Origin of the sequence: Streptomyces endocoffeicus, assembly GCF_016741935.1 — a bacterium.
Taxonomy (GTDB): Bacteria; Actinomycetota; Actinomycetes; order Streptomycetales; family Streptomycetaceae; genus Streptomyces; species Streptomyces endocoffeicus.
In genome coordinates this window covers 1-20238 of sequence record NZ_JAERRG010000045.1, presented here as the reverse complement: position 1 = coordinate 20238, position 20238 = coordinate 1, and the positions used below count along the sequence as shown (strand labels likewise).

The 20238-nt window shown below is 66.1% G+C and carries 9 protein-coding genes and 1 pseudogene; 6 read left to right on the top strand and 4 right to left on the bottom strand.

Annotated elements, in window-relative coordinates; translation table 11 throughout:
• Positions 1-250 precede the first annotated feature (250 nt).
• Positions 251-2326, top strand: coding sequence for a glycoside hydrolase family 36 protein (locus tag JK364_RS49070; RefSeq protein ID WP_201857963.1), 2076 nt, complete (start codon positions 251-253; stop codon positions 2324-2326).
• Here the strand turns inward: JK364_RS49070 and JK364_RS49065 are convergent.
• Positions 2260-2973 carry a hypothetical protein gene (locus JK364_RS49065; RefSeq protein WP_201857962.1) on the bottom strand — a complete coding sequence of 238 codons (714 nt, stop codon included), beginning with the start codon at positions 2971-2973 and terminating at the stop codon, positions 2260-2262. The two genes, JK364_RS49070 and JK364_RS49065, sit on opposite strands and share 67 nt — an antisense overlap.
• Before the next feature lie 445 nt (positions 2974-3418).
• On the opposite strand from JK364_RS49065, the gene JK364_RS49060 reads away from it, so the two are divergent.
• Positions 3419-4504, top strand: a complete 1086-nt coding sequence (locus tag JK364_RS49060; RefSeq protein ID WP_201857986.1) for an integrase core domain-containing protein — start codon at positions 3419-3421, stop codon at positions 4502-4504.
• 233 nt (positions 4505-4737) lie between these two features.
• Here JK364_RS49060 and JK364_RS49055 read toward each other — a convergent pair whose 3' ends face one another.
• Positions 4738-6477, bottom strand: a complete 1740-nt coding sequence (locus JK364_RS49055) for an AIPR family protein (protein ID WP_201857961.1) — start codon at positions 6475-6477, stop codon at positions 4738-4740.
• A gap of 177 nt (positions 6478-6654) precedes the next feature.
• Between JK364_RS49055 and JK364_RS49050 the strand changes: the two genes are divergently transcribed.
• From JK364_RS49050 to JK364_RS58325, 4 genes are all read left to right on the top strand, one after another.
• The gene (locus JK364_RS49050; protein ID WP_201857960.1) at positions 6655-7203 is read left to right on the top strand and encodes a hypothetical protein; all 549 of its coding nucleotides are present in this window, start codon (positions 6655-6657) and stop codon (positions 7201-7203) included.
• A 284-nt stretch (positions 7204-7487) separates the two neighbouring features.
• Entirely contained in the window at positions 7488-11186 is a 3699-nt protein-coding gene (locus JK364_RS49045; protein WP_201857959.1) for a laminin G domain-containing protein, read from the top strand.
• Between the two features lie 530 nt (positions 11187-11716).
• Positions 11717-18154, top strand: coding sequence for a polymorphic toxin-type HINT domain-containing protein (locus tag JK364_RS49040; RefSeq protein ID WP_230993722.1), 6438 nt, complete (start codon positions 11717-11719; stop codon positions 18152-18154).
• Between the two features lie 2 nt (positions 18155-18156).
• A complete protein-coding gene (locus JK364_RS58325; RefSeq protein WP_201857958.1) occupies positions 18157-18618 on the top strand; it encodes a DUF4304 domain-containing protein in 462 nt (153 codons plus the stop codon).
• A 158-nt stretch (positions 18619-18776) separates the two neighbouring features.
• On the opposite strand, the pseudogene JK364_RS56410 reads toward JK364_RS58325, so the two are convergent.
• Together JK364_RS56410 and JK364_RS49025 are read right to left on the bottom strand one after the other, a co-directional pair.
• Positions 18777-19325 (bottom strand): annotated as a pseudogene (locus JK364_RS56410) (tyrosine-type recombinase/integrase); the annotation flags it as partial.
• Positions 19326-19905: 580 nt separating this feature from the next.
• Positions 19906-20238 (bottom strand): tyrosine-type recombinase/integrase (locus tag JK364_RS49025; RefSeq protein ID WP_201857957.1); only part of this gene is annotated, 333 nt, incomplete at its 5' end.

The window sequence follows — 20238 nt, the reverse complement described above, 5'->3', positions numbered from 1 at the left end:
TGTCGCAGCTCACCGAGGATGGCCGCGCACTGCCGCCGGAGGCGACCTCGCACCGGGGCGCCCGTTCGGACGCCACGCCGTCCCCCGATCCCACCCGACCCACTGCGAAAACCAGTAGCAGACCAGGCATCGGCCAGCCTTACGGACGGTCGCCTCGTCGCGAGCACGCGGCTCGACTCTGAACGATCCACCACGACGGACAGAAGGCAGCTGCCCTAGTCGGGCACGCACGACCGAAAGAGAGTTCGACATGACGGACATGAACCGGCGAAGCGTACTGAAGGTCGCGCTGGGGGGTGCCGGCCTGGCCGCCATCCCCGCCGTGGCCATGGGCGCCTCACCCGCGGCCGCCGCACCGAACTCGGATCCTGACCTCGTCGGAGTCGGCGACACCTCCATCACCCTGGAGTTCGACGACCAACTGCGAAGCCGGGTCGCGCTTAAGGGCGTCGACCTCACCCGCTTCGACGCCGGCGAAGCCCTGCTGGTGGGCGACAAGGCCATCGAGGCGTTCGCCTACCGCGGACACCGGACCCGCGCCACCCGGCACCCCCGCCACGGCGCGGGCGTCCGGGTGACGATCGAGGGCACGTCCAAGGAAGGCGTGCACAAGACGGTCGAGCTGACCTCCTTCGAGCGTCTTACCGGCATGATCGTGATGAAGGTGACCTACACCAACAGGTCCTCCACCGCACTGAAGGTCACCGGGTGGCGCAACGGAGCCCACGAACTCCTGGAGACCCCCGGCGGCTTCTACACCTTCTCCGGCACCACGTACACGGACCGCCGCGACTGGGTGATGCCGGTGAAGGACGGCTACGTCCAGGAGAACTCGCTGGGGATGGACTCCTCCGACTACGGCGGCGGCACCCCGCTGGCGACCGTCTGGCGCCGGGGCGCGGGCCTTTCCGTCGGACACGTCGAGCCCGTGGCGACGATCCTGCGCATGCCGGTCCGCAAGACGGACGCCGGAGCGAGCATCGCCATCCAGGACGACACCGCCCGCACCCTGAAGCCGGGCCGTCGGCTCAGCACCGACACCACGTTCCTGACCGCCCTCCCGGGCGACCACTTCGTGCCGCTCCAGCGGTACCGCGACTACATGAGCGACATCGGCCAGCGCGCTCCCAAGGTCCCCGCCTCGGCCTTCGAGCCCATCTGGTGTGCCTGGGGCTACGAGCGCGACTTCACCGTCGAGCAGGTCACCGGAACGCTGCCGAAGGCGCACGAGGTCGGCCTGCGCTGGGTCGTGCTCGATGACGGCTGGCAGACCAACGAGGGCGACTGGGACATCAACACGACGAAGTTCCCGCGCGGCGAAGCGGACATGCGGGCCTTCACCAAGGAGATACGGGACGCCGGCCTGCGACCGCGCCTGTGGTGGGCCCCGCTGGCGGCGGACCCCGACAGCAACCTGGTCCGGGACCGCTCCGACATGCTGTTGCTGGACCGCGACGGCAACAAGCAGGACGTCACCTGGTGGGACGCCTACACGCTCTGCCCGGCCTACCAGCCGACCGTGGACTACTTCGTCGAGCAGGCGAAGAGGTTCATCGGCGACTGGGGCTACGAGGGGCTCAAGATCGACGGCCAGCACCTCAACAGCGTCGCACCCTGCTACAACCCGAAGCACCGGCACGCCCGCCCCGAGGAATCCACCGAGGGCGTGGCGCGGTTCTGGAAGGCGATCCACGAAGCCGCGCACGCGGCGAACCCCGACGCCCTCGTCGAACTCTGCCCCTGCGGCACCGCCTTCGCCTTCCACAACCTGCCCTACGTCGACCAGTACCCCAGCTCGGACCCGGAGTCCTCCTACCAGGTCCGGAGCAAGGGCAAGTCGATGAAGGCGCTGATGGGCGCGGGCAGCAGCTACGCCGGCGACCACGTCGAACTGAGCGACAACGGCGACGACTTCGCGTCCTCCTACGGGGTCGGAGCCGTCCTGTCGACCAAGTTCACCCTCCCCGGCACCGGAGCCCCGGACAAGGCGACCGACCTCACCCCGGAGAAGGAGGTCCTCTGGCGCAAGTGGGTGTCCCTGTACGAGAAGAACATGCTGCCCACCGGCGAGTACCGCGGTGAGCTGTACGACATCGGCTTCGACAAGCCCGAGGCGCATGTCGTGGCCACGAAGCGGACCCTCCACTACGCCTTCTACGCCGACCAGTGGGACGGGACGGTCGAGCTGCGCGGTCTGGGCCGCACGCGGTACCGCCTGACCGACCCGTTCACCGGCAAGTCACTCGGAACTGCCACTGCTCAGCACAACACCGTGAAGCTGTCCTTCGAGCGGTTCCAGCTCATCGTGGCCGAGCCCATCGGCTGATCGGCGGACGGCCGTGGCGACGCTCTTTGATCATGCGAGTGGCGTGCCACAGGCTTGCCGGGCCCCGCTTCCCCCGGCAGGTCAGGTGGCGGCTCGGACCCGGCATGGCCGGTAAGGTCGCGCTGGTCCTGGGCGTCACCGTCGGTCATCTGGCGGACCGGCACGGGGCGCGCGGCGTCTACGAAGTGAGCTGAACCGGATGTGGTCGGCGGAGCACGCGCCCACGTCGTACGCCTTCCTGCTGCGGCCGGTGCCGGGAGAGGAAGGCGTACGACGTGGGCGCGGCGGACGGTCAGTTGAGGCAACGCCTCGGGTACGGACTGCCTGCCGAGTTGACGGCGCTGTGGCGACTCTGCGGTGGGGTGAAGCACCAGGAGATCGAAGGCGACGAGCAGGAGGAGGTCGCCTCGGGGGTCTTCCTCCCGGGCGGAGTCGTCCTCACTCCGGGGCAGGCGATGTCCGCGGTGTTTCTCGGCGGCGACCACGGGTGGGGTGCGCCGGTCGTCGTCCGGCTCCGGGGCCCCGGGCAGTTTTGTCCGTTCCTCGGACGAGTCGAGTGCGTGGGCCACATCCCCGAGTTCGCGGATGTAGGGGTCGCTGAGCACCGCACCCTTGAGGCCGCCGTCGTAGCCGTTGGCCCCGAACATGGGAGAGTTCCAGACTGCACATGGTCGCGGAGTATGAGCAGAACGCACGCGCGGCCGGTGGGGTGGCGGGGTGCGCCCCACTCTTGGTGCCCCACCGGTACGCTTGCATTCGGGCTCATCGTCGGCCGTGGGTTCGGACGTTGGTTCGACCGCGGGTGTGTGTCTCTCAGGGCGCCGTGCAGCTGTGGTGGGCCACGGCTGCGGGTGGTACGCCTTCATGAACGCCTCCAGGGCCTTTCGCCGGTCGGCGGTGTTGTCGGGGCATTCGGCGAAGAGGTCGATCTCGCTGACGAAGACGTGTTCCTCACCCCTCACGGAGCAGCGAGACACGGCCATGGCTCCCTTGTCCGTGAAGACCTGTCCCGCTCGGGAATACGATTCTGTTCTGGCCTGCAGCTTCTCGGCGCAGGGTGGCGGCCTGCGTGGCGCCTGGGATGATCTGCCGATGCCGCTTTCAATCGTCACCGCGCTGGTCCGGAACCTGATCAAGGTGCCCGCAGCGGTGCTGCGCAGCCGCGTGGCCAAGGATGCGGAGGTCTTGGCGTTGCGGCACGAGAACGCGGTGCTACGCCGCCAGATCGCCCGAGTCCGCTACGAGCCCGCCGACCGAATCTGGCTCGCCATCCTTTCCCGACTGGTCCCGCGGGAACGCTGGCGCCGCGTATTCGCAGTCACCCCCACCACACTGCTGGCCTGGCACCGGCAACTCATCGCGCGGAAGTGGACGTTCCCCCAACACCGCCGCCCCGGCAGGCCGTCCACCGCGCCCACCGTCAAACAGCTCATCCTGCGCCTGGCCAAGGAAAACAATACGTGGGGCCACCGCCGCATACAGGGCGAACTCGCACGCCTCGGCTACCCGATCGCCCCGTCCACAGTCTGGGAGATCCTGCACGCGGCCGGCATCGATCCCGCTCCCCAGCGCTCCGGCCCGACCTGGCGTGAATTCCTCACCACCCAGGCCCACGGCATCCTCGCCGCCGACTTCCTCCACACCGACACCATCACCCTCAAGCGCCTGTACGCCCTGGTCTTCATCGAACACGACACCCGGCGCGTTCGCCTCGCCGGCGTCACCGAACGCCCCACCACCCAGTGGGCCGTCCAACAGGCCAGGAACCTCACCATGACGCTGGGGTGCCGGATGGACTCCCTGCGCTTCCTCCTCCGGGACCGGGACAGCAAGTACACCAGCGCCTTCGACGCCGTATTCCAGGCCCACGACATGGAGATCCTGCTCAGCCCGCCCCGGGCACCAAAGGCGAACGCAGTCTGCGAGCGAGCCGTGGGCACCCTACGCCGCGAAGTCCTCGACCGGATCCTGATCTACAACGAAGCCCATGCCGTGAAGGTGCTGACCGAGTACATCCGGCACTACAACCAGCACCGCCCCCACCAGTCCCGGCAGCAACGCCCCCCGGACAGTACCGAACTACCCGCCCTGGCCAACGTCACCGACCTCACGCCCCATCGAATCGAACGACGGCCCGTTCTCGGTGGCCTGATTAATGAGTACCGCCAGGCTGCCTGACCGAACGGCATCGCCGCAGTACACAGCATCGAATCGCATTTCCGAGCGGCACAGGCCAGGGGGCAAGCAGCGGCTTGGAGAAAGAGGTGTGCGGCGGAGGGGGCAACGGCGGTGCGGGTCGGCCAGCAGCAGCGGGCCTATCTGGCGTTCGCGGCGCAGCCGCAGCACCTGTTGCTCTACGGTACGTGCCGCTGGGACCGGATCGGGACCTGCAATAGCTGTTCAAGAGCGAGTTATTTTTCGATGCGGTAGCGACCTTGTGTGATGACGGCCTGGCGGAGCTTGGCGGTGAAGTCGGTCATGCGTGCGATGCGGTCGACGCCGCCGGCTTTGCTGTGGCGCAGGGCGGTCTTGAAATTGTGCTCCAAAGTTCCCGCCATGCGGGTCATGAGTGCCTCGTTCAAGTGGCCCAGGTCGATGTTGAGCAGGTCGCGAGGGGATGGTTGACGCAGTCGGGTCAGAGTGTAGGACGACATTGAGGCCAAAGGGTAGAGCCAGTTCTCCAACGTCTCTCCCAGAAGGGGGCGGTCTTCGGCGTATTGGGCGAGGAAGTCGCGAAGCCGAGTGTGGACGTCGAGACTGAGCCGATAGATGTCCAAGTCGTGTCGGGTGGAGAAGATCCGTGCGTAGTGCTGGTCGTCTAGTAACAGGGCATCTGAGTGCCGGAGCGCCATGTGTGGTTCCCGGAGGACGAAGGCGGTGAATTCCCGGGCCAAGCGGGCCATGCTTACCACGCGGTCGAGGGGGAAGCCGAGGTTGCGGTAGTAACTGGCGCGACGTTCGTAGTAGTAGCCTCCGGCTTGGTGAAGGCTTTCCTCGATGTCTTTCTGGATGGACTCGGTGGCACGCAGCGCACCTGCGGGTAGTTGCGTCTGGCTGTTGGTGGCGCGGATGATGCGGTCGCGAGTAGTGCCGGACTCGGGTGCCACGACGATCTTTACCAGGAGCGATCGGTCGCGGTGCTGACCGCCGTTCTGAACGTAGCTGAAGATTTCGTGGCTGGTCTGCAGACCGTTGACGATCTGGGGCTCCCTGATCACGATTTTCTTGCCAGCAATCTGGGCGGCGTCGGCGACCACGGTGACGCCGTTGTTGAACCACCAGAAGTCCTCGCCAGTACCGGACTTGAGTGTCTCGCCAATCGCGTTGTTGACCGCGGTCGACCCAGCGTAGTCGCGCACGTTGGACTCGAACAGTTCGAGTCGCAGGGCTTCGTTGTCCGAAGTGATGAACCGGTAGTACTCGTCCAGGCGGGCCAGACACACGTAGCCCTCACCGAGGGAGGTGCTCATCGGCGTCTCATTGAAAACGAGTTGGGCGACGGCCTTCGCGCCGCGTGCGGTGCGTTCACGGAGGTCTGCCGCGTTGAGATACTCAAGATCGGCGCTGGTGTCTGACGTGATCTTGGCAAGTTCCCTGCGGAGCCGGTCGCCCTTTGACTTGACGTTGGGGTGTGGGGATTCAGCTGCCTTGCTGGCGTAGATGACCTTGACGCGGACTTGGGGGAACGACGAGGCCAATTCCTCCAGCACGTGCAGGAATCGGCGAGTGCGGTCCAAGAGCTTGGCGTTGGTGTGGTCGATAAGATCGTCTTCCTCTCGCCCCATGTCCAGCAGGCTGGGGAGATGGAAGTGGAGTTTCTCGATCACCGTCTCCTGGTAACCCGAGGTGTTCTTCGCCTGCAGGATCACCAGGTCGATCTTGCCGACTCGTGACGGGAGGTACTGATGGGTGTCGGCGGTGATGTATCGCTCGTCGACGAACGTCCAGATGCCGTCGATGCCGCAGTCGTGGGCGCCGTCCACGATCCCGTCAGTGATCTCGTCGATGTCGAGGTCCCAGTCCTGCAGCGCTTTGTCGGCTGCGAAGAAGGTGAAGAAGTCGTCCCTGCTCTTGTCGGGTGCGAGCTTGCGGTGTTGGTCTTCCAGGATTCGGTCGAGCAGTCGCTGATCGTTGTTCTGCGCTTGCGCCATGCAACACCCCACTGATGCGGAGGAACCCAGACAGAAGATGTTGGCAGGCGGTTGGCCTTTGTGGAAACCCGGCGTACAGAGGCCAGTTGCAGCAGACAGCAGTTGACCACCTAGGCCAAGGCGGGGGAGAAGGCCAACAGAGAAACAAGGGCGCCACCAGTTGTGGCGGTCAGGCATGTGGCGGTATCCATCCCGCGTGACGAGCGGGGTATCGAGCAGGGCTGGCGTCCGCTGCCTTCCGATGCCCACTTCGCCCGCTACGTGCGCGCTGAGGCACTCAGGCGCGGCATGGCCGACCTCGCGTCGGCCGCGTTTCTCGCCTCCAGGGAAACGGTGGGGCGCCCGGCCGGGGAGCGCCTGACCGATGCCTCGACCGAGAGGCTGCTGACCTCGCTGCGTATGCGCTTCGGACAGTTCCGCAGCCTTTCGGCGTCCTACAGCACCCGCGCCGACGATCCCGTGAGCCTGATGATGGCCGGGCGGTCGGCCGAGGCGGAGCAGCTCCTGACGGAGCGTCCCGCCGACGCGGGTGACGCCCTCGCCTGGATCCTCCTGAGTAACGGAGCACTGTGCCAAGGGCATTTGGAGACTGCCGACAGGGCCGCACGGAAGGAGGTGCGAGGTGAATGTGACTGCCAGAATAGTGTGCCAAGCGGCTCAGTCGATCGGGATGGCAGGACGGCCCTCGGGCGCATCGCCGCGAACATGCTGGGCACACGCAAATAGGCCAATCGCGCGGTGGACCGTCACGCCGCAGTACTCACCAGTTCCGCGCGTGCTCCTACACGATCAAACACGTCGCCCCCACGAAGAGATGTGGTGGCGAGCCGAAGGCTTCTCGGGTGGGCGCTGGGTAGCTTGAAATCGCTCCCAGGCGCCATGCGGCACAGGGATCACTCTTGACGCTGTGTCTTTATGTTGGATCTACTTCGCCGCACATATGAAGATTCTGTGACTCCGGGGTGGGGACTGTGGGGTTGAGGTGGAGCTGTCGCGTGCGCGACGGTGGGATGAGTGCGGCGCGTCGCGCCGTCGCGGGGGCGTCTGCCGCGGCGATCGTCGCCGTATCGCTGGTCTTGTTACCGGTTGCAACTGCGGGTGCGTTACCCGTGGCACAGGCGATAAGTGCGTCGGAGCGAGCAGCTGCGTCGGGCGAGCCTGTGGAGGTGACCGCCCAGCGAGTCGAGTACTCGCAGACCTTCGCAAACCCGGACGGGACGTTCACGCTGGAGCAATCCTCGGTCCCGCAGCGAGTGAGAGCGGAAGACGGATCATGGCGTGATGTGGACACCACGCTGGAGCGCCGCTCCGACGGCAGTGTCGGCCCTAGGAGTGTGGTGGTCGACCTGGCCTTCTCCGGGGGCGGTGACGCCGAGGACCTCCTGCGTCTGGGAACGGCTGGAAAGACGATTCGGCTTTCATGGCCTGGGCGGCAACTTCCTGCGCCGAGGCTGGACGGGCCCACTGCCACGTATCCGGATGTGCTGGACGGCGTGGACCTTCAGCTGACAGCGACGGCAGAGGGCTATCGACAGGTTCTCGTGGTGCGGACGGCTCAGGCGGCCACCAATCCCGACCTTGAGCAGATCAAGTTGTCGGTATCCGGGGTCGGGCTCGAAGCCGCTCCCGGCGCGGGCGGCGGGCTGCGTGCGATGGATGATGACGGCAACGCGGTGTTCAAGGGCCCGGCCGGCCAGATGTGGGACTCGGCCGGAGACGCCGAGGGCCTCGCCGCGGACGGCCCGAAAGCCCCGAGGGCCCCGAAAGCCCGGGTGACGACGGTGCCGGAGGAGGGGGGTCCGCAAACGCGGCCCGGCAATGGTGATGCCAGCGCAGTACTGCCCGTCACAGTGCAGGACGGCGTGGTGATCGTGAAGCCGGACCTCGGATTGTTGCGCGGCGACAAGACGGTCTACCCGGTCTACATCGATCCGCCAGTCGGCCTCGGCGCCTCGGAGCGCACCAAGCTCTCGTCCGACGGGGACCGATTCTGGCAGTTCGACGGCAGCCTCGGGGTCGGCAAGTGCGGCAGCGCCAACGGCTACTACTGCGGGGCCGGCTACGTGGACCGGATGTACTTCGAGTTCGCGCCATCGAAGCTCGTCGGCAAGTACGTGCTGGATGCGACCTTCCGCGCTCATGAGACATGGTCATTCGATTGCGATCCGCACTGGGTGGACTTGGAGCGCACCGACAACATCTCCGAGGGCACACGCTGGCCGGGACCCAGGCAACTCGATCAGATGGGCGATCGCTATGTCTCCGCCGGGCGGGGCAAGAATTGCAGTCCGGAACAGCCCGACGCGTGGATCGAGTTCAACGACAACCCGGACGAGTCGGACGAGAATCTCGCGAGCACGGTCAGGTCCTTCGCCGACGGCAAGATCTCTCGGCTCACGCTGATGCTGCGTGCGAAGGACGAATCCGACGCCACCGCATGGAAGCGATTCGAGGACAACGCGACCCTGAAGGTCACCTACGTTCCCAGACCCGGTGTGCCCACCTCGGTGGGAGTGATTCCGGGGGACGGGACCTCCGGTTACTGCAAGACGTCCTCCTCGGATCCGCTGGTCGTCACCCGCAAGGATCCGATGGTCCAGGCTCGCGTCCAGACGAGAACGCAACCGAAGAGCGGCGAGGACAAGGGCTCGCTCCAGGCCGAGTTCTGGATGGAGCGCAAACAGGACGACGGGGCATGGGACAAGGTGTGGAGCGGCTACCGACCGGACAGCGGCTGGGACCCGGACGGCACCTTGGAGAAGATGCGCACAACGGACCGGGCCGACGGTGGGTTGTACCGCTACAAGGCGCGGACGCAGTCGCACTGGGCGTACAACGGCAAGTCGGGTGATCTGTTCTCGTCCTACTCCTCCTGGTGTTACCTGAAGATCGACTCCACCGCTCCGAAGGCACCGCAGATCACGGCGGGCAAGCCCTACACCGAGTGTCTGCCGAACCAGTGCGTGGGGATGGGCGGTCCCGGTGTGTCCGGCACGTTCTCCGTCAAGCCGAACGCCGTCGATACGGACATCACGGGCTATCGCTGGCGGTTGCTGACCACGACGGCCGCGAACACCAAACAGAGCGCCGGAGCACGGGTCACCTTGAATGTCACTCCGCCACTGTCGGGGACCCAGGTGCTGTCCGTGGAGGCCAAGGACGTACGCAATCGCTGGGGTACTCCTGCGGAGTTCACCTTCGCCGTGGCGCCGGCCGCGGGCCCGGTAGGCCGATGGCACTTCGCGGACGGGGCGCCAGGTTCGGGTGTAACCAAGGCCGTCGACAGTGCCACGGAGGGGACCCGGCATGACGCCACCCTCTACGACGAGGCGGGAACGGGCTGGTCGACCTTCGGGCGGCGGGGCGACGCCGACTATTCGCTGTGGCTGAACGACTCCTCGGCCACCAGCGGATATGCCGCCACTTCCACGGCGGCAGTGAACACCCAGGACTCATTCACCGTCTCGACCTGGGCGTACCTCACCGACTCCACCGAGAACAGGGTGGTGCTGACCGAGCCGGGAGAGGACGGCTCCGGCTTCACCCTGTACTACTCCTCCACGTACAAGAAGTGGATCTTCAATCGTACGGACAAGGACCGCAACGACCCCACATACATCCGCTCCTTCGCCAACGCGCAGAACCCTCCGCTCAAGGTCTGGACACACCTGGCCGGAGTCTTCGACACCAAGGGCGATACCGACAAGTCGAACGACACCATCCAGCTGTTCGTCAACGGGCGCCCACAAGGCGACCCTGTGGTGCTGTCGAAAGCGGCGACCGGTTACGAGCCGTGGACCGCCAACCGTGGCCTGCAGTTCGGCCGGTCCAAGGTGGGCGGTACCTACGGTGAGTACTTCCACGGCCGCATCGACGAAACGGCCCTCTGGCAGCGCGTGCTGACCACAGAGGAGATCCGCACAGAGGCCCGGCTGATGGGGAGCGAGGCACCGCCCAACGAACTGGTGGCCATGTGGGACGCCTCCGCCGCCGAGGGTACGGAGATCGCCGAAGGCACTCCGTACCCGGCAGCCGCGATGAAGCTGTCCTCTGCCGGGGCCACACTGAACGAGGACGACAACGCGCTCCTCCTGGACGGAACCTCCGGCTACGCCTCCACGACCGGGCCCGTGCTCGACGAGAACGGTTCCTTCACGGCCTCGGCTCGTGTACGTCTCGACAGCGCCAAGCTCTCCGGCAAGCCCATCGGCTACGAAGCCCAGGTGACCGGGCAGCGGACGGGTACCGAATCGTCCTGGGCGCTGTGGGTGACCAAGCCCGCGGAAGACACCTATCGATGGCGCTTCACCCGTACAAGCGTCGATGGCACGGGCAAGGCGACTCAGAGCGCTTCCGTACCCGGAGAGGAAAACGCCGAGCTGGACACCTGGGTGCAGGTGACGGGGATCTTCGACGCCCAGGAGGCATGGGAATGGACCGACCCGGATGACCCGGAGAAGACCGAGACCCGGTACGGGAAAGTGCACCTGTACGTCGGGGATTCCGACCAGGAGTCTCTGGACCGGGCCGGTTTCACGGCCGAACAGCAAGGCACCGGTGAGCTGGCCCTGGGCCGGGGGACCGGGAGCGGCAGCACGGCCCACTATCTGCCCGGGGCCGTGGAGGAGCTGAGGATCTGGGCGGGAGCCATGAGCGCCGAACAGGTTCGCTCGCAGGTCCTGGATGCCGGACCACTGGAGAACTCGTGATATCCGGCCGCCGTGACGGACGGCCGACGAGGCGGGACAACGAGCGCGGTGCGGACCGCACGCGATGGGGACGGGGAGTGAAACGGATCGTGTCGGCCCGTGGTGTCTTAGTCAGAAGTAGAGCGCGGAGAGGCCGCTGGCTGGGGCGCGTCGCCGCGGTGGCCGGCTTGTCGCTGGTGCCGGGACTGCTGTCACCGGTCACGTTCGAGTCAGAAGCCAAAGGGCTCGGCAGGCCCAAGCTGGAGGCCCCGCGGGCGGACGAGGTCATACCCCTCTCCCCGAAGACGGACCGTAGGACTGCCGCCCTGGTCAAGGAGAGCGAGGCAGCAGACCGCTCGGCCGCCGAGGCGGCGCGCCGCGACCAGGCCAGGAAGGTGACCTGGCCGAAGGCCGGTACCGCGCGCCTGGCGTTATCCGGCAGCGGCTCGGCCACGGCCCGGCCGGGCGGCCTGCCCATCACCCTCGGAACGGCGGGCGGGAAGGCCCAAGGGAGGAAGGCCCACGCCACTTCCAGCCTGAGCATCCAGGTGATGGACCAAGGCCGAGCCCGGCAGGCCGGGGTCAAGGGCGTGCTCCTCAAGGCCGTCGCCTCGGCCAAGGGGGGCAGCACGAAGCTCGGCATCAGCTACGCGGACTTCGCCGCGGCATACGGCGGTGACTGGGCCGGACGCCTGACCCTTGTGCAGCTCCCGGCATGCGCGCTGACGACACCACAGAAGGCCGGCTGTCGTACGCAGAGCCCCCTTCGGGCGGTCAACAAGCGGCACAAGGAGCAGCTCTCCACACCGCTCACCTTCGCCGCGAAGCCGGGCGGCGAGGTGAAGGTCCTGGCGGTGGCCGCCGCCGCCAAATCCGGCGGTGGCGACTACAAGGCGACGCCGCTCTCCGCCTCGTCCACGTGGGAGGCGGGTGGGTCCTCGGGCTCCTTCACATGGACGTATCCGCTCGGCATGCCTCCCGCGGCCGCTGGGCCCGCACCGGATCTGTCGATCTCGTACGACTCCGGCAGCGTCGACGGACGAACGGCGAACACCAACAACCAGGGCTCCTGGATCGGTGAGGGGTTCGATCTCACCTCGTCGTACATCGAGCGCAAGTACGGCAGTTGCAATGACGACGGACAGGACGACAAGTTCGACCTGTGCTGGAAGTACGACAACGCCTCGCTCGTGCTCAACGGCAAGGCGACAGAACTGGTGAAGGACGACACCAGCGGCACGTGGCGGCTGAAGAACGACGACGCCTCCACCGTCCAGCACTCCACCGGTGCCGACAACGGCGACGACAACGGCGAGTACTGGACCGTCACCACGGGCGATGGAACCAAGTACGTCTTCGGACTCAACAAGCTGGACGGCGCGGCCGCGGACGACCGCACGGAGTCGGTCTGGACCGTGCCGGTCTTCGGCGACGACGAAGGAGAGCCCGGCTACTCCTCGGGCTCGTCCTTCGGCGAGCGCGACAAGAAGCAGGCATGGCGCTGGAACCTCGACTACGTCGAGGACACCCACAACAACGCCATGACGTACTGGTACAACGCCGAGCACAACAACTACGCCAAGAACGGCAAAGACGACCCCGGTACCGACTACATACGCGGCGGCTATCTCAGGGAGATCCGCTACGGGCAGCGCGCCGATGCTCTGTTCTCCGCGACCCCCTCTGCCTCGAACAAGGTCACATTCACCGTCGCGGAACGTTGCATGGCCTCCGGCACCGGCTGCGACTCGCTGAACGAGGATCACCGTGACAACTGGCCGGACGTGCCCTTCGACGCGGTGTGCAAGGACGGTGACAAGTGCACCGGCAACGTCGGCCCTTCCTTCTTCACGCGCAAGCGCCTGACGGACATCACCACCTACTTCTGGAACGCGACCGCTCCCACACCCGCTTACGAACCCGTCGACTCCTGGGCGCTCGAGCAGACCTATCTCGACCCGGGCGACACGGGCGACTCGTCCGATCAGTCCTTGTGGCTGGACGAGATCAAGCGCACCGGCAAGCGCGGCGGTGACATCTCCCTGGACCCGGTGAAGTTCGCTCACACCTGGCTCACGAACCGGGTGGACGGTGCGACGGACGACATTCTGTCGCTGGAAAAGCCACGGGTGAAGACCATCACCTCCGAGGCCGGTGCCCAGACCGTCGTCGACTACGCGGAAGCCGACTGTGTCGCGGGCCGGACGATGCCGAAGGCGGATGAGAACACCAAGCGCTGCTTCCCGGTCTACTGGTCACCCAACGGTGCGGCCGACCCGCAGCTCGACTGGTTCCAGAAGTATCCGGTGACCGGTGTGCGGACCACCGACCCCAAGGGCGGCTCCGAAGCCGTTGCCCACTCCTACACGTACGAGGGAGGCGCGGCCTGGCACTACAACGGCGACCCGATGACGCCGGCGAAGCAACGCACCTGGTCGGAGTGGCGGGGCTACGGCAAGGTCATCCACCGAACCGGCGCCGGCGACAGCACGCGGTCCAGGACCGTCACCGTCTACCTGCGCGGCATGGACGGCGACCGCGTACTGGGACCTGACGGCAAGGGCGTCGATCCGGACAAGCGGAAAACGGTCACGGTCACGGGAATCACGGCCGCCGAGATCACCGACTCCGACCCGTACGCCGGTTTCACACGTGAGTCGGTGACCTACAACGGGGACGCCGAGGTGTCCGGCAGCATCAGCGACCCGTGGTCCAAGCGCACCGCCACCCAGCACAAGTCCTACGCGGACACCGAGGCATACTACGTTCGGACCAGGGCCACCCACGATCGCACCAGAATCACCAGCGGCATCAGCCCGGTGGACAGGGTCCGCACCCAGACCACCACCTACGACGACTTCGGCATGCCCGCCACCGTCGAGGACGGCGGCGACGACGCGGTCAGCGGTGACGAGACCTGCACCCGCAACTGGTACGCACGCAACGACAAGGCGGGCATCAGCTCACTGATCGCACGCGCCCAGACCGTGTCGCGGAAGTGCTCGGTCACGGCCGCGAACCTCGATCTTCCCGCTGACTCCTCGCGCCGCGGCGACGTCGTCTCTGATGTCGCCACCGCGTACGACAGCACCACCTGGTCGGAGGACCAGACCCCCACCCGGGGAGAAATCCGCTGGACCGGCCGCGCCAAGGGCTACGCCGACAGCAACAACCCCAGCTGGCAGAAGGTCGAGACCACGACCTACGACACGCTGGGTCGACCGAAGACTGTCAAGGACGCTCTCGACCGCACCAACACCACCACCGCCTACACGCCCGAAACGGCCGGCCCGCTGACCTCCACCGTGACCGCCGATGCCAAGGGCTTCCCCACCATCACCACGGTCGATCCGGCGCGGGGTGCGCCGCTCAAGGTCACCGACCCCAACAAGAAGATCACCGAGACCGAGTACGACAGCCTCGGCCGGGTGACCAAGGTGTGGCTGCCCAACCGGTCCAATGCCGTCAAGGAGAAGCCCAACTACGTATACGGCTACAAGGTCACCAACGCATCCCTCCCGTGGATCTCCACGGGCACACTCAAGGGTGACGGCTCCGGATACAACACCACCTACGAGATCTTCGACAGCCTGCTGCGCCCCCGTCAGACGCAGGAGCCCTCGCCGGTCGGCGGGCGGGTCATCTCGCAGACGTTGTACGACGACCGTGGTCTGGCCGTCTCTTCTCAGGACGACATCTGGGACGAGAAGAACGGCCCGTCGGGCGAGGCGGTGGAAACCGACGGCGGTCAGGCGCCCACCCAGACCGACACGAAGTACGACGGCGCCGGCCGCCCGGTCCAGGCGGTCACCAAGGTCCGCGGCGCCGACCGCTGGACCACGACGACCACCTACACCGGCGACACCGCCGCGACCACTGGCCCGGCGGGCGGGTCAGCCGTCGCCGAGGTCACCAACGCTCTGGGGCGGGTCACCGAGCGCCGTGAGTACTCGGGCACCAGCCCGACCGGCACGAAGTACACGAGCACGAAGTTGACCTACACACCGGACGGCGACCAGAAGACCATCGTCGGCCCGGACAACGCCACATGGACGTACACCTACGACCTCTTCGGCCGACTGAGCACGGCTGACGACCCCGACAAGGGCAAGACATCCACGCACTACGACGAGCTCGACCACATCACCTCCACGGACGACGCGAACAAGAACACCCTGCTGTACGAGTACGACGAGCTCGGCCGCAAAACCGGCATGTGGCAGTCCTCCAAGACGGCCGCCAACAAGCTGGCGTCCTGGACCTTCGACACCCTCGCAATGGGGCAGCAGGACTCGGCGACCCGCTATGAAGGCGGCGTCGATGGCAAGGCGTACACCCGTAAAGTCACGAAATACAACAGCCTGTACCAGCCGACCGACTCCCAGCTCCTCCTGCCGGGGAACGACCCGCTCGTACAGGCCGGCGTACCCTCCACACTGGCCTTCTCCACCGACTACAGGCTCGATGGCACGGTCAAGAAGACCGGAGAGCCGGCCGTGGGCGGGCTGTCGGGCGAGTCGGTCTCCTACACATACAACGCGACCGGTCAGCAGCTCACCGCCTCGGGCGCTTCCAGCTATCTGCTGGACGCCGTCTATTCCCCGGTCGGGGACCTGCGCCAGTTGGAGCTGGGAACATCCCCCGCCTCGGACAGCAAGAAGCTGTACACGAGCTATGAGTACGAGGACGGGACTCGACGCCTGACACGCGGCTTCACACGTGATGAGACCTACGGATACCTGCTTCAGGACCTGAAGTACACGCAGGATGACGCCGGGAACGTGACGTCGATCTTCGACAGCACCAACCTCGGCGGCACGGGCAAGGCCGACTACCAATGCTTCGGCTACGACGGCTATCGGCGCCTGGCCGAGGCGTGGACACCGAAGACGGCGGACTGTGCGGATTCCGGCCGGACCACCGCGAACCTCGGCGGCGCTGCCCCGTACTGGACGTCCTACACCTACAACGTGGCGGGCCAGCGGGAATCCGAGACTCAGCACGCGGCGGCGGGCGATACGACGACAACCTACGCGTACGGCACGGCCAAGGGGCAGCCGCACCCCTTGGCCGAGACCCGCACGACCAAGCCGGGAAGCACACCGTCCGCCACTGCCGCGTACGCGTACGACGCCGCAGGTAACACGACCACACGGCCGGGCACCCAGGCCGAACAGACCCTGGCCTGGAACACCGAAGGCAGACTCGCGGCCTCCTCAGAACCGGCGAAGGGCGGGAAGGCGGCCACAGGGACCGGCTACCTCTACGATGCCGATGGCGAGCTCCTCATCCGCCGTGCCACGACGGCTGACGGGGACACGGTCCTCTACCTGGGCGCCACCGAGGTCCGTCTCACTGTCCGGGGCTCGGCGAAGACCTTGACCGGCACCCGCTATTACACCGGCGCCGGGCAGACCATCGCGGAGCGCACCGGCACAAAGGGCCAGTCCACCACGAAGCTGACCTTCCTCGCCGCCGACCACCACGGCACCGGCACCCTGGCCGTCGACGTCGGCACCCGCGCGGTCACCAAGCGCTACACCACCCCCTTCGGCGCTCCGCGCGGTACCAAGCCCACCACATGGCCGGACGACAAGGCGTTCCTCGGCAAGCCGGCCGACGGCGTCACCGGCCTCACTCACATCGGTGCCCGCGAATACGATCCCGTCACGGGCCAATTCATCAGCCTCGACCCGCTCCTCACTCCCGATCAGGGGCAGTCCCTCAACGGATACAGCTATGCCAACCAGAATCCGGTCACTGACTGGGACCCCACAGGCCTGTGTGTAGACCCCGGCAACGGGCACTGCATGCCGACCAACGGTGGAGACGCCGGCAAAAACGCCCCACCGGAGAACCACTACCCCAGCGGTGGTGGTCGGCACCATGGTGGTGGAGGCGGCGGAGGCGGCGGAGGTGGAGGCGGGGGCACGGCGTCCACTTCGGCTTCCTACCCGACGCCCGCGCCGAGTCCCGGACCTCCACCTGTGCCCGGCCCCTATCACGATGAGAAAGCCGGCACGGGACTGTTCAGTGTCTTAAAACTGGCGGTGGACTTCTTCGGCCCGGACACATCGGAATGGAAGAAGTGCGGAGACTTCAAACTCTCCGGGTGCCTTTGGGCTGCGGCTGATCTGCCGGGCCCGGGGAAGGCCCTCAAGGGCGTCAAGGTCTGGAAGAAGGCACGGAAGGCCGAGAAGAAGGCCGACGATGCGGTCGACGCAGCCGAGAAGGCGGTCGAGAAGTGCCACAGCTTCACCGAAGAAACCCAGGTCCAACTCGCAGACGGCGGCCACAGCGACATCAAGGACATCAAGGTCGGCGATAAGGTCCTCGCCACCGATCCCGAAACCGGGAAGAGCGAGGCCCGCCCGGTCGTCGCGACGATCGTCACCAACGATGACAAGGACTTCACCGACCTCACAGTGAAGACCGGTGACCGCCCCGCGTCGATCATCGCCACCGACACCCACCCGTTCTGGGTAACGAGCGAGGCCCGCTGGGTGGACGCAGGCGACGTCATCACCGGCATGCGGCTCCGCACGGACAAGGGCCAGGCCGTGACGGTCACCTCCGTGCGCCACTTCACGAAGCTGCAACGCACCTATGACCTCACGGTCAGCGGAATCCACACGTACTATGTGCTGGCGGGTGATACTCCGGTCCTCGTTCATAATTCGAGTTGCCGGCGTGATGCACAGGGAAGATTCACGTCGGGCGAGAATGCGGACGCGGCTCGGGGGCGGTTGACTCACAAGAATTACCGAACCGCACTGGGGGACGGATACGACTATGAAGTGACGCTCCCCAGCGGGCGCAGGCCTGACGCGATCGACTGGGGGAACCGGGTAGTTCGCGAACTCAAGTCCGACGCTCCTAGTAGCATGGTGACCGGGCGTCGGCAGTTGAAGGGCTACGTCGAAGAGCTTGAGGAGATGACTGGCCAACCTTGGGCCGGGCATCTGGACATCTATAAGAGGTTCGATTGATTATGCAGAGCGCAGTAGTCCGAGTCATCGGTGAAGCTGTCAAGCCGCTAGGGTTTCAACGGCGCGGCCACAGCTGGTATCGAGTCACATCGGATCTGTACGCAGTGATCAACGTCCAAAAGTCCAGGTGGGATGAGTTGTGTTACGTCAACATTGCCTTCTCGCCCGCTAGTCAAGCTGAGGATTCGTGGCTGCCTGAATCTAAGTGTCAAGTTCGATTCAGGTTGAACTCCCTTAAGTCCATTACTCCCGAGGGGCTCCTCCTCTTGGAGGAGAATTCTAAGCAGGAGATTGGCGAGGGTGAGTTCCAATCTTCTCTTGTGGAGAAAATTGGAACTCCCATTGCTCAATTCATGGACGACGTTACGAGGCTGGGTGACTTGAAGGATGCTCTGGATTCCGGTGTGACGGAGAAGGTATTCGTGCATCGGGAAATGCGCTCACTCCTGAGTTCATCGGATTAGGGAGCTCTGTCCGGCCAGTGACGGGGAAAGTCGGATATCGGCGGTCCGTTAGAAATTCGAAAGCCGCTTCGTTGTCGCATTTGACACACCGCAGGAGCCCCATCGGATGTAATCCGATGGGGCTCCTGGGGTTCTTGACGGCAACGCTGACGGCAACGTCAGCGGACGACGACTGCGCTGGGCGGGTCGTCAGGGGTATCGGCCGGGCCAAGGGTGTTGCCGAGGATGTCGATGGCTTGGCGTTGGAGGCGGAGCCGTACGTGGGCGTAGACGCCGACGGTGACGCCGATGTGGGCGTGCCCGAGGAGTTCCTTGGTGACGACGAGTTCGACGCCCTGTTCCAGGAACAGTTTGGCGGTCGAGTGGAGGTCGAGGTCCTTCCAGTGCAGGCCGAGCAGTTCGCCTTGGCGGAGACCGGTGTGGAGAGCAATTTCGAACAGGGCGTGCAAGCGGTGTTCGTGCGCGGAGGTGAGGAGCTGCCGGGCTTCGTCGACGGTGAGGGGTTCGCGCTCCAGGGCGGACTTGAGCACGGAATGGACGGAGGCGAGCGTGACAGCAGCTTGCGGTAGCACTGGACGGTGGCACAGCAGTGAGGCTGGTCGCGCTGGGCGTCGATGCCGCGCGCAGCACTGGCAGGTGGTGCGGAGCTGGCTGAGCCAGGTGCGGATGTCCTTGGCGGTGAGCTTGGTGAGCGGACACTCGTTGAGCGGCCCGCCCAGGATCGGGTCCGCACGGGCATCGACGGGTCGTCTTGTGCCGGAGGCGTTCGCTTCCGGGCTTTGGATGGTGTCTGGCACCCGGCTCGGCGAGGGGGCGTTGCGGCCACGCGGCAGGCAGTTGAACCCCCGGACGGGTCATGGACATTCACCCTGCCCGCGTCTCTCTGGTTTCGTCCTTCCTCTGGTGGGTTCTTGGCGGATGTTGCCAAGCGGTGCATGATGGAAGTGAAAGCGAAGCTGGCTTTGGAGGCACTGTCGTGGGGACCATTTGGGGACCACACGGTGTGCGCGACCCCGCGCAACTCAGGCGTTGCCGCACGTATTTCGCATGCGGAGAGCGTCTCAATTCCGGGCTGGGGGTCAAGGGGTCGCAGGTTCAAATCCTGTCGTCCCGACGGTGTGACCAGCGGGTTTGCCAGTGATGGCAGACCCGCTGATTGCGTTCGTGTGACACGTGATGGCGATGTGATGACAACCGGTGAACGCTGAGGCGCCACCGCCACGGTGTCCCTGGCCAGGGGCACCGCAGCACGGAGAAGCCTAAGGGGGAGCGGGGGAGGCGGAGGGTTCAGGCCGCCCGCTGTTCTGACGCTCCGCCAGGGTCGCCGGTGGCGTGTTTGCGGTCGGCGCGTTCCAGGGCTGTGTTGATGGCGGTGACGGCGTCGCGGGCGGCGTGGGGGAGCAGGTGGCCGTAGTGGTTGACCGTGGTGGCCAGTGTCGAGTGGCGCAGCGTCTTGGAGACCACCGTCAGCGGCACCCGCGAGCTGATCATGATCGTAGCTGCCGTGTGCCGCAGATCGTGCACCCCGATCTGTGGCAGGCCGAGCTCAGCAGCGCGCCGGCGCAGCTCGACCAGCACCCCCTGTGGACGCAGCGGTGAGCCGTCCGGGTGGCAGAAGAT

Excerpts from the sequence above, each read along its gene's own strand:
- JK364_RS49070 (WP_201857963.1), top strand. The coding sequence starts at position 251 with ATGACGGACATGAACCGGCGAAGCGTACTGAAGGTCGCGCTGGGGGGT.
- JK364_RS49065 (WP_201857962.1), bottom strand. The coding sequence starts at position 2,973 with ATGTTCGGGGCCAACGGCTACGACGGCGGCCTCAAGGGTGCGGTGCTC.
- JK364_RS49060 (WP_201857986.1), top strand. The coding sequence starts at position 3,419 with ATGCCGCTTTCAATCGTCACCGCGCTGGTCCGGAACCTGATCAAGGTG.
- JK364_RS49055 (WP_201857961.1), bottom strand. The coding sequence starts at position 6,477 with ATGGCGCAAGCGCAGAACAACGATCAGCGACTGCTCGACCGAATCCTG.
- JK364_RS49045 (WP_201857959.1), top strand. The coding sequence starts at position 7,488 with ATGAGTGCGGCGCGTCGCGCCGTCGCGGGGGCGTCTGCCGCGGCGATC.
- JK364_RS49040 (WP_230993722.1), top strand. The coding sequence starts at position 11,717 with ATGGACCAAGGCCGAGCCCGGCAGGCCGGGGTCAAGGGCGTGCTCCTC.
- JK364_RS58325 (WP_201857958.1), top strand. The coding sequence starts at position 18,157 with ATGCAGAGCGCAGTAGTCCGAGTCATCGGTGAAGCTGTCAAGCCGCTA.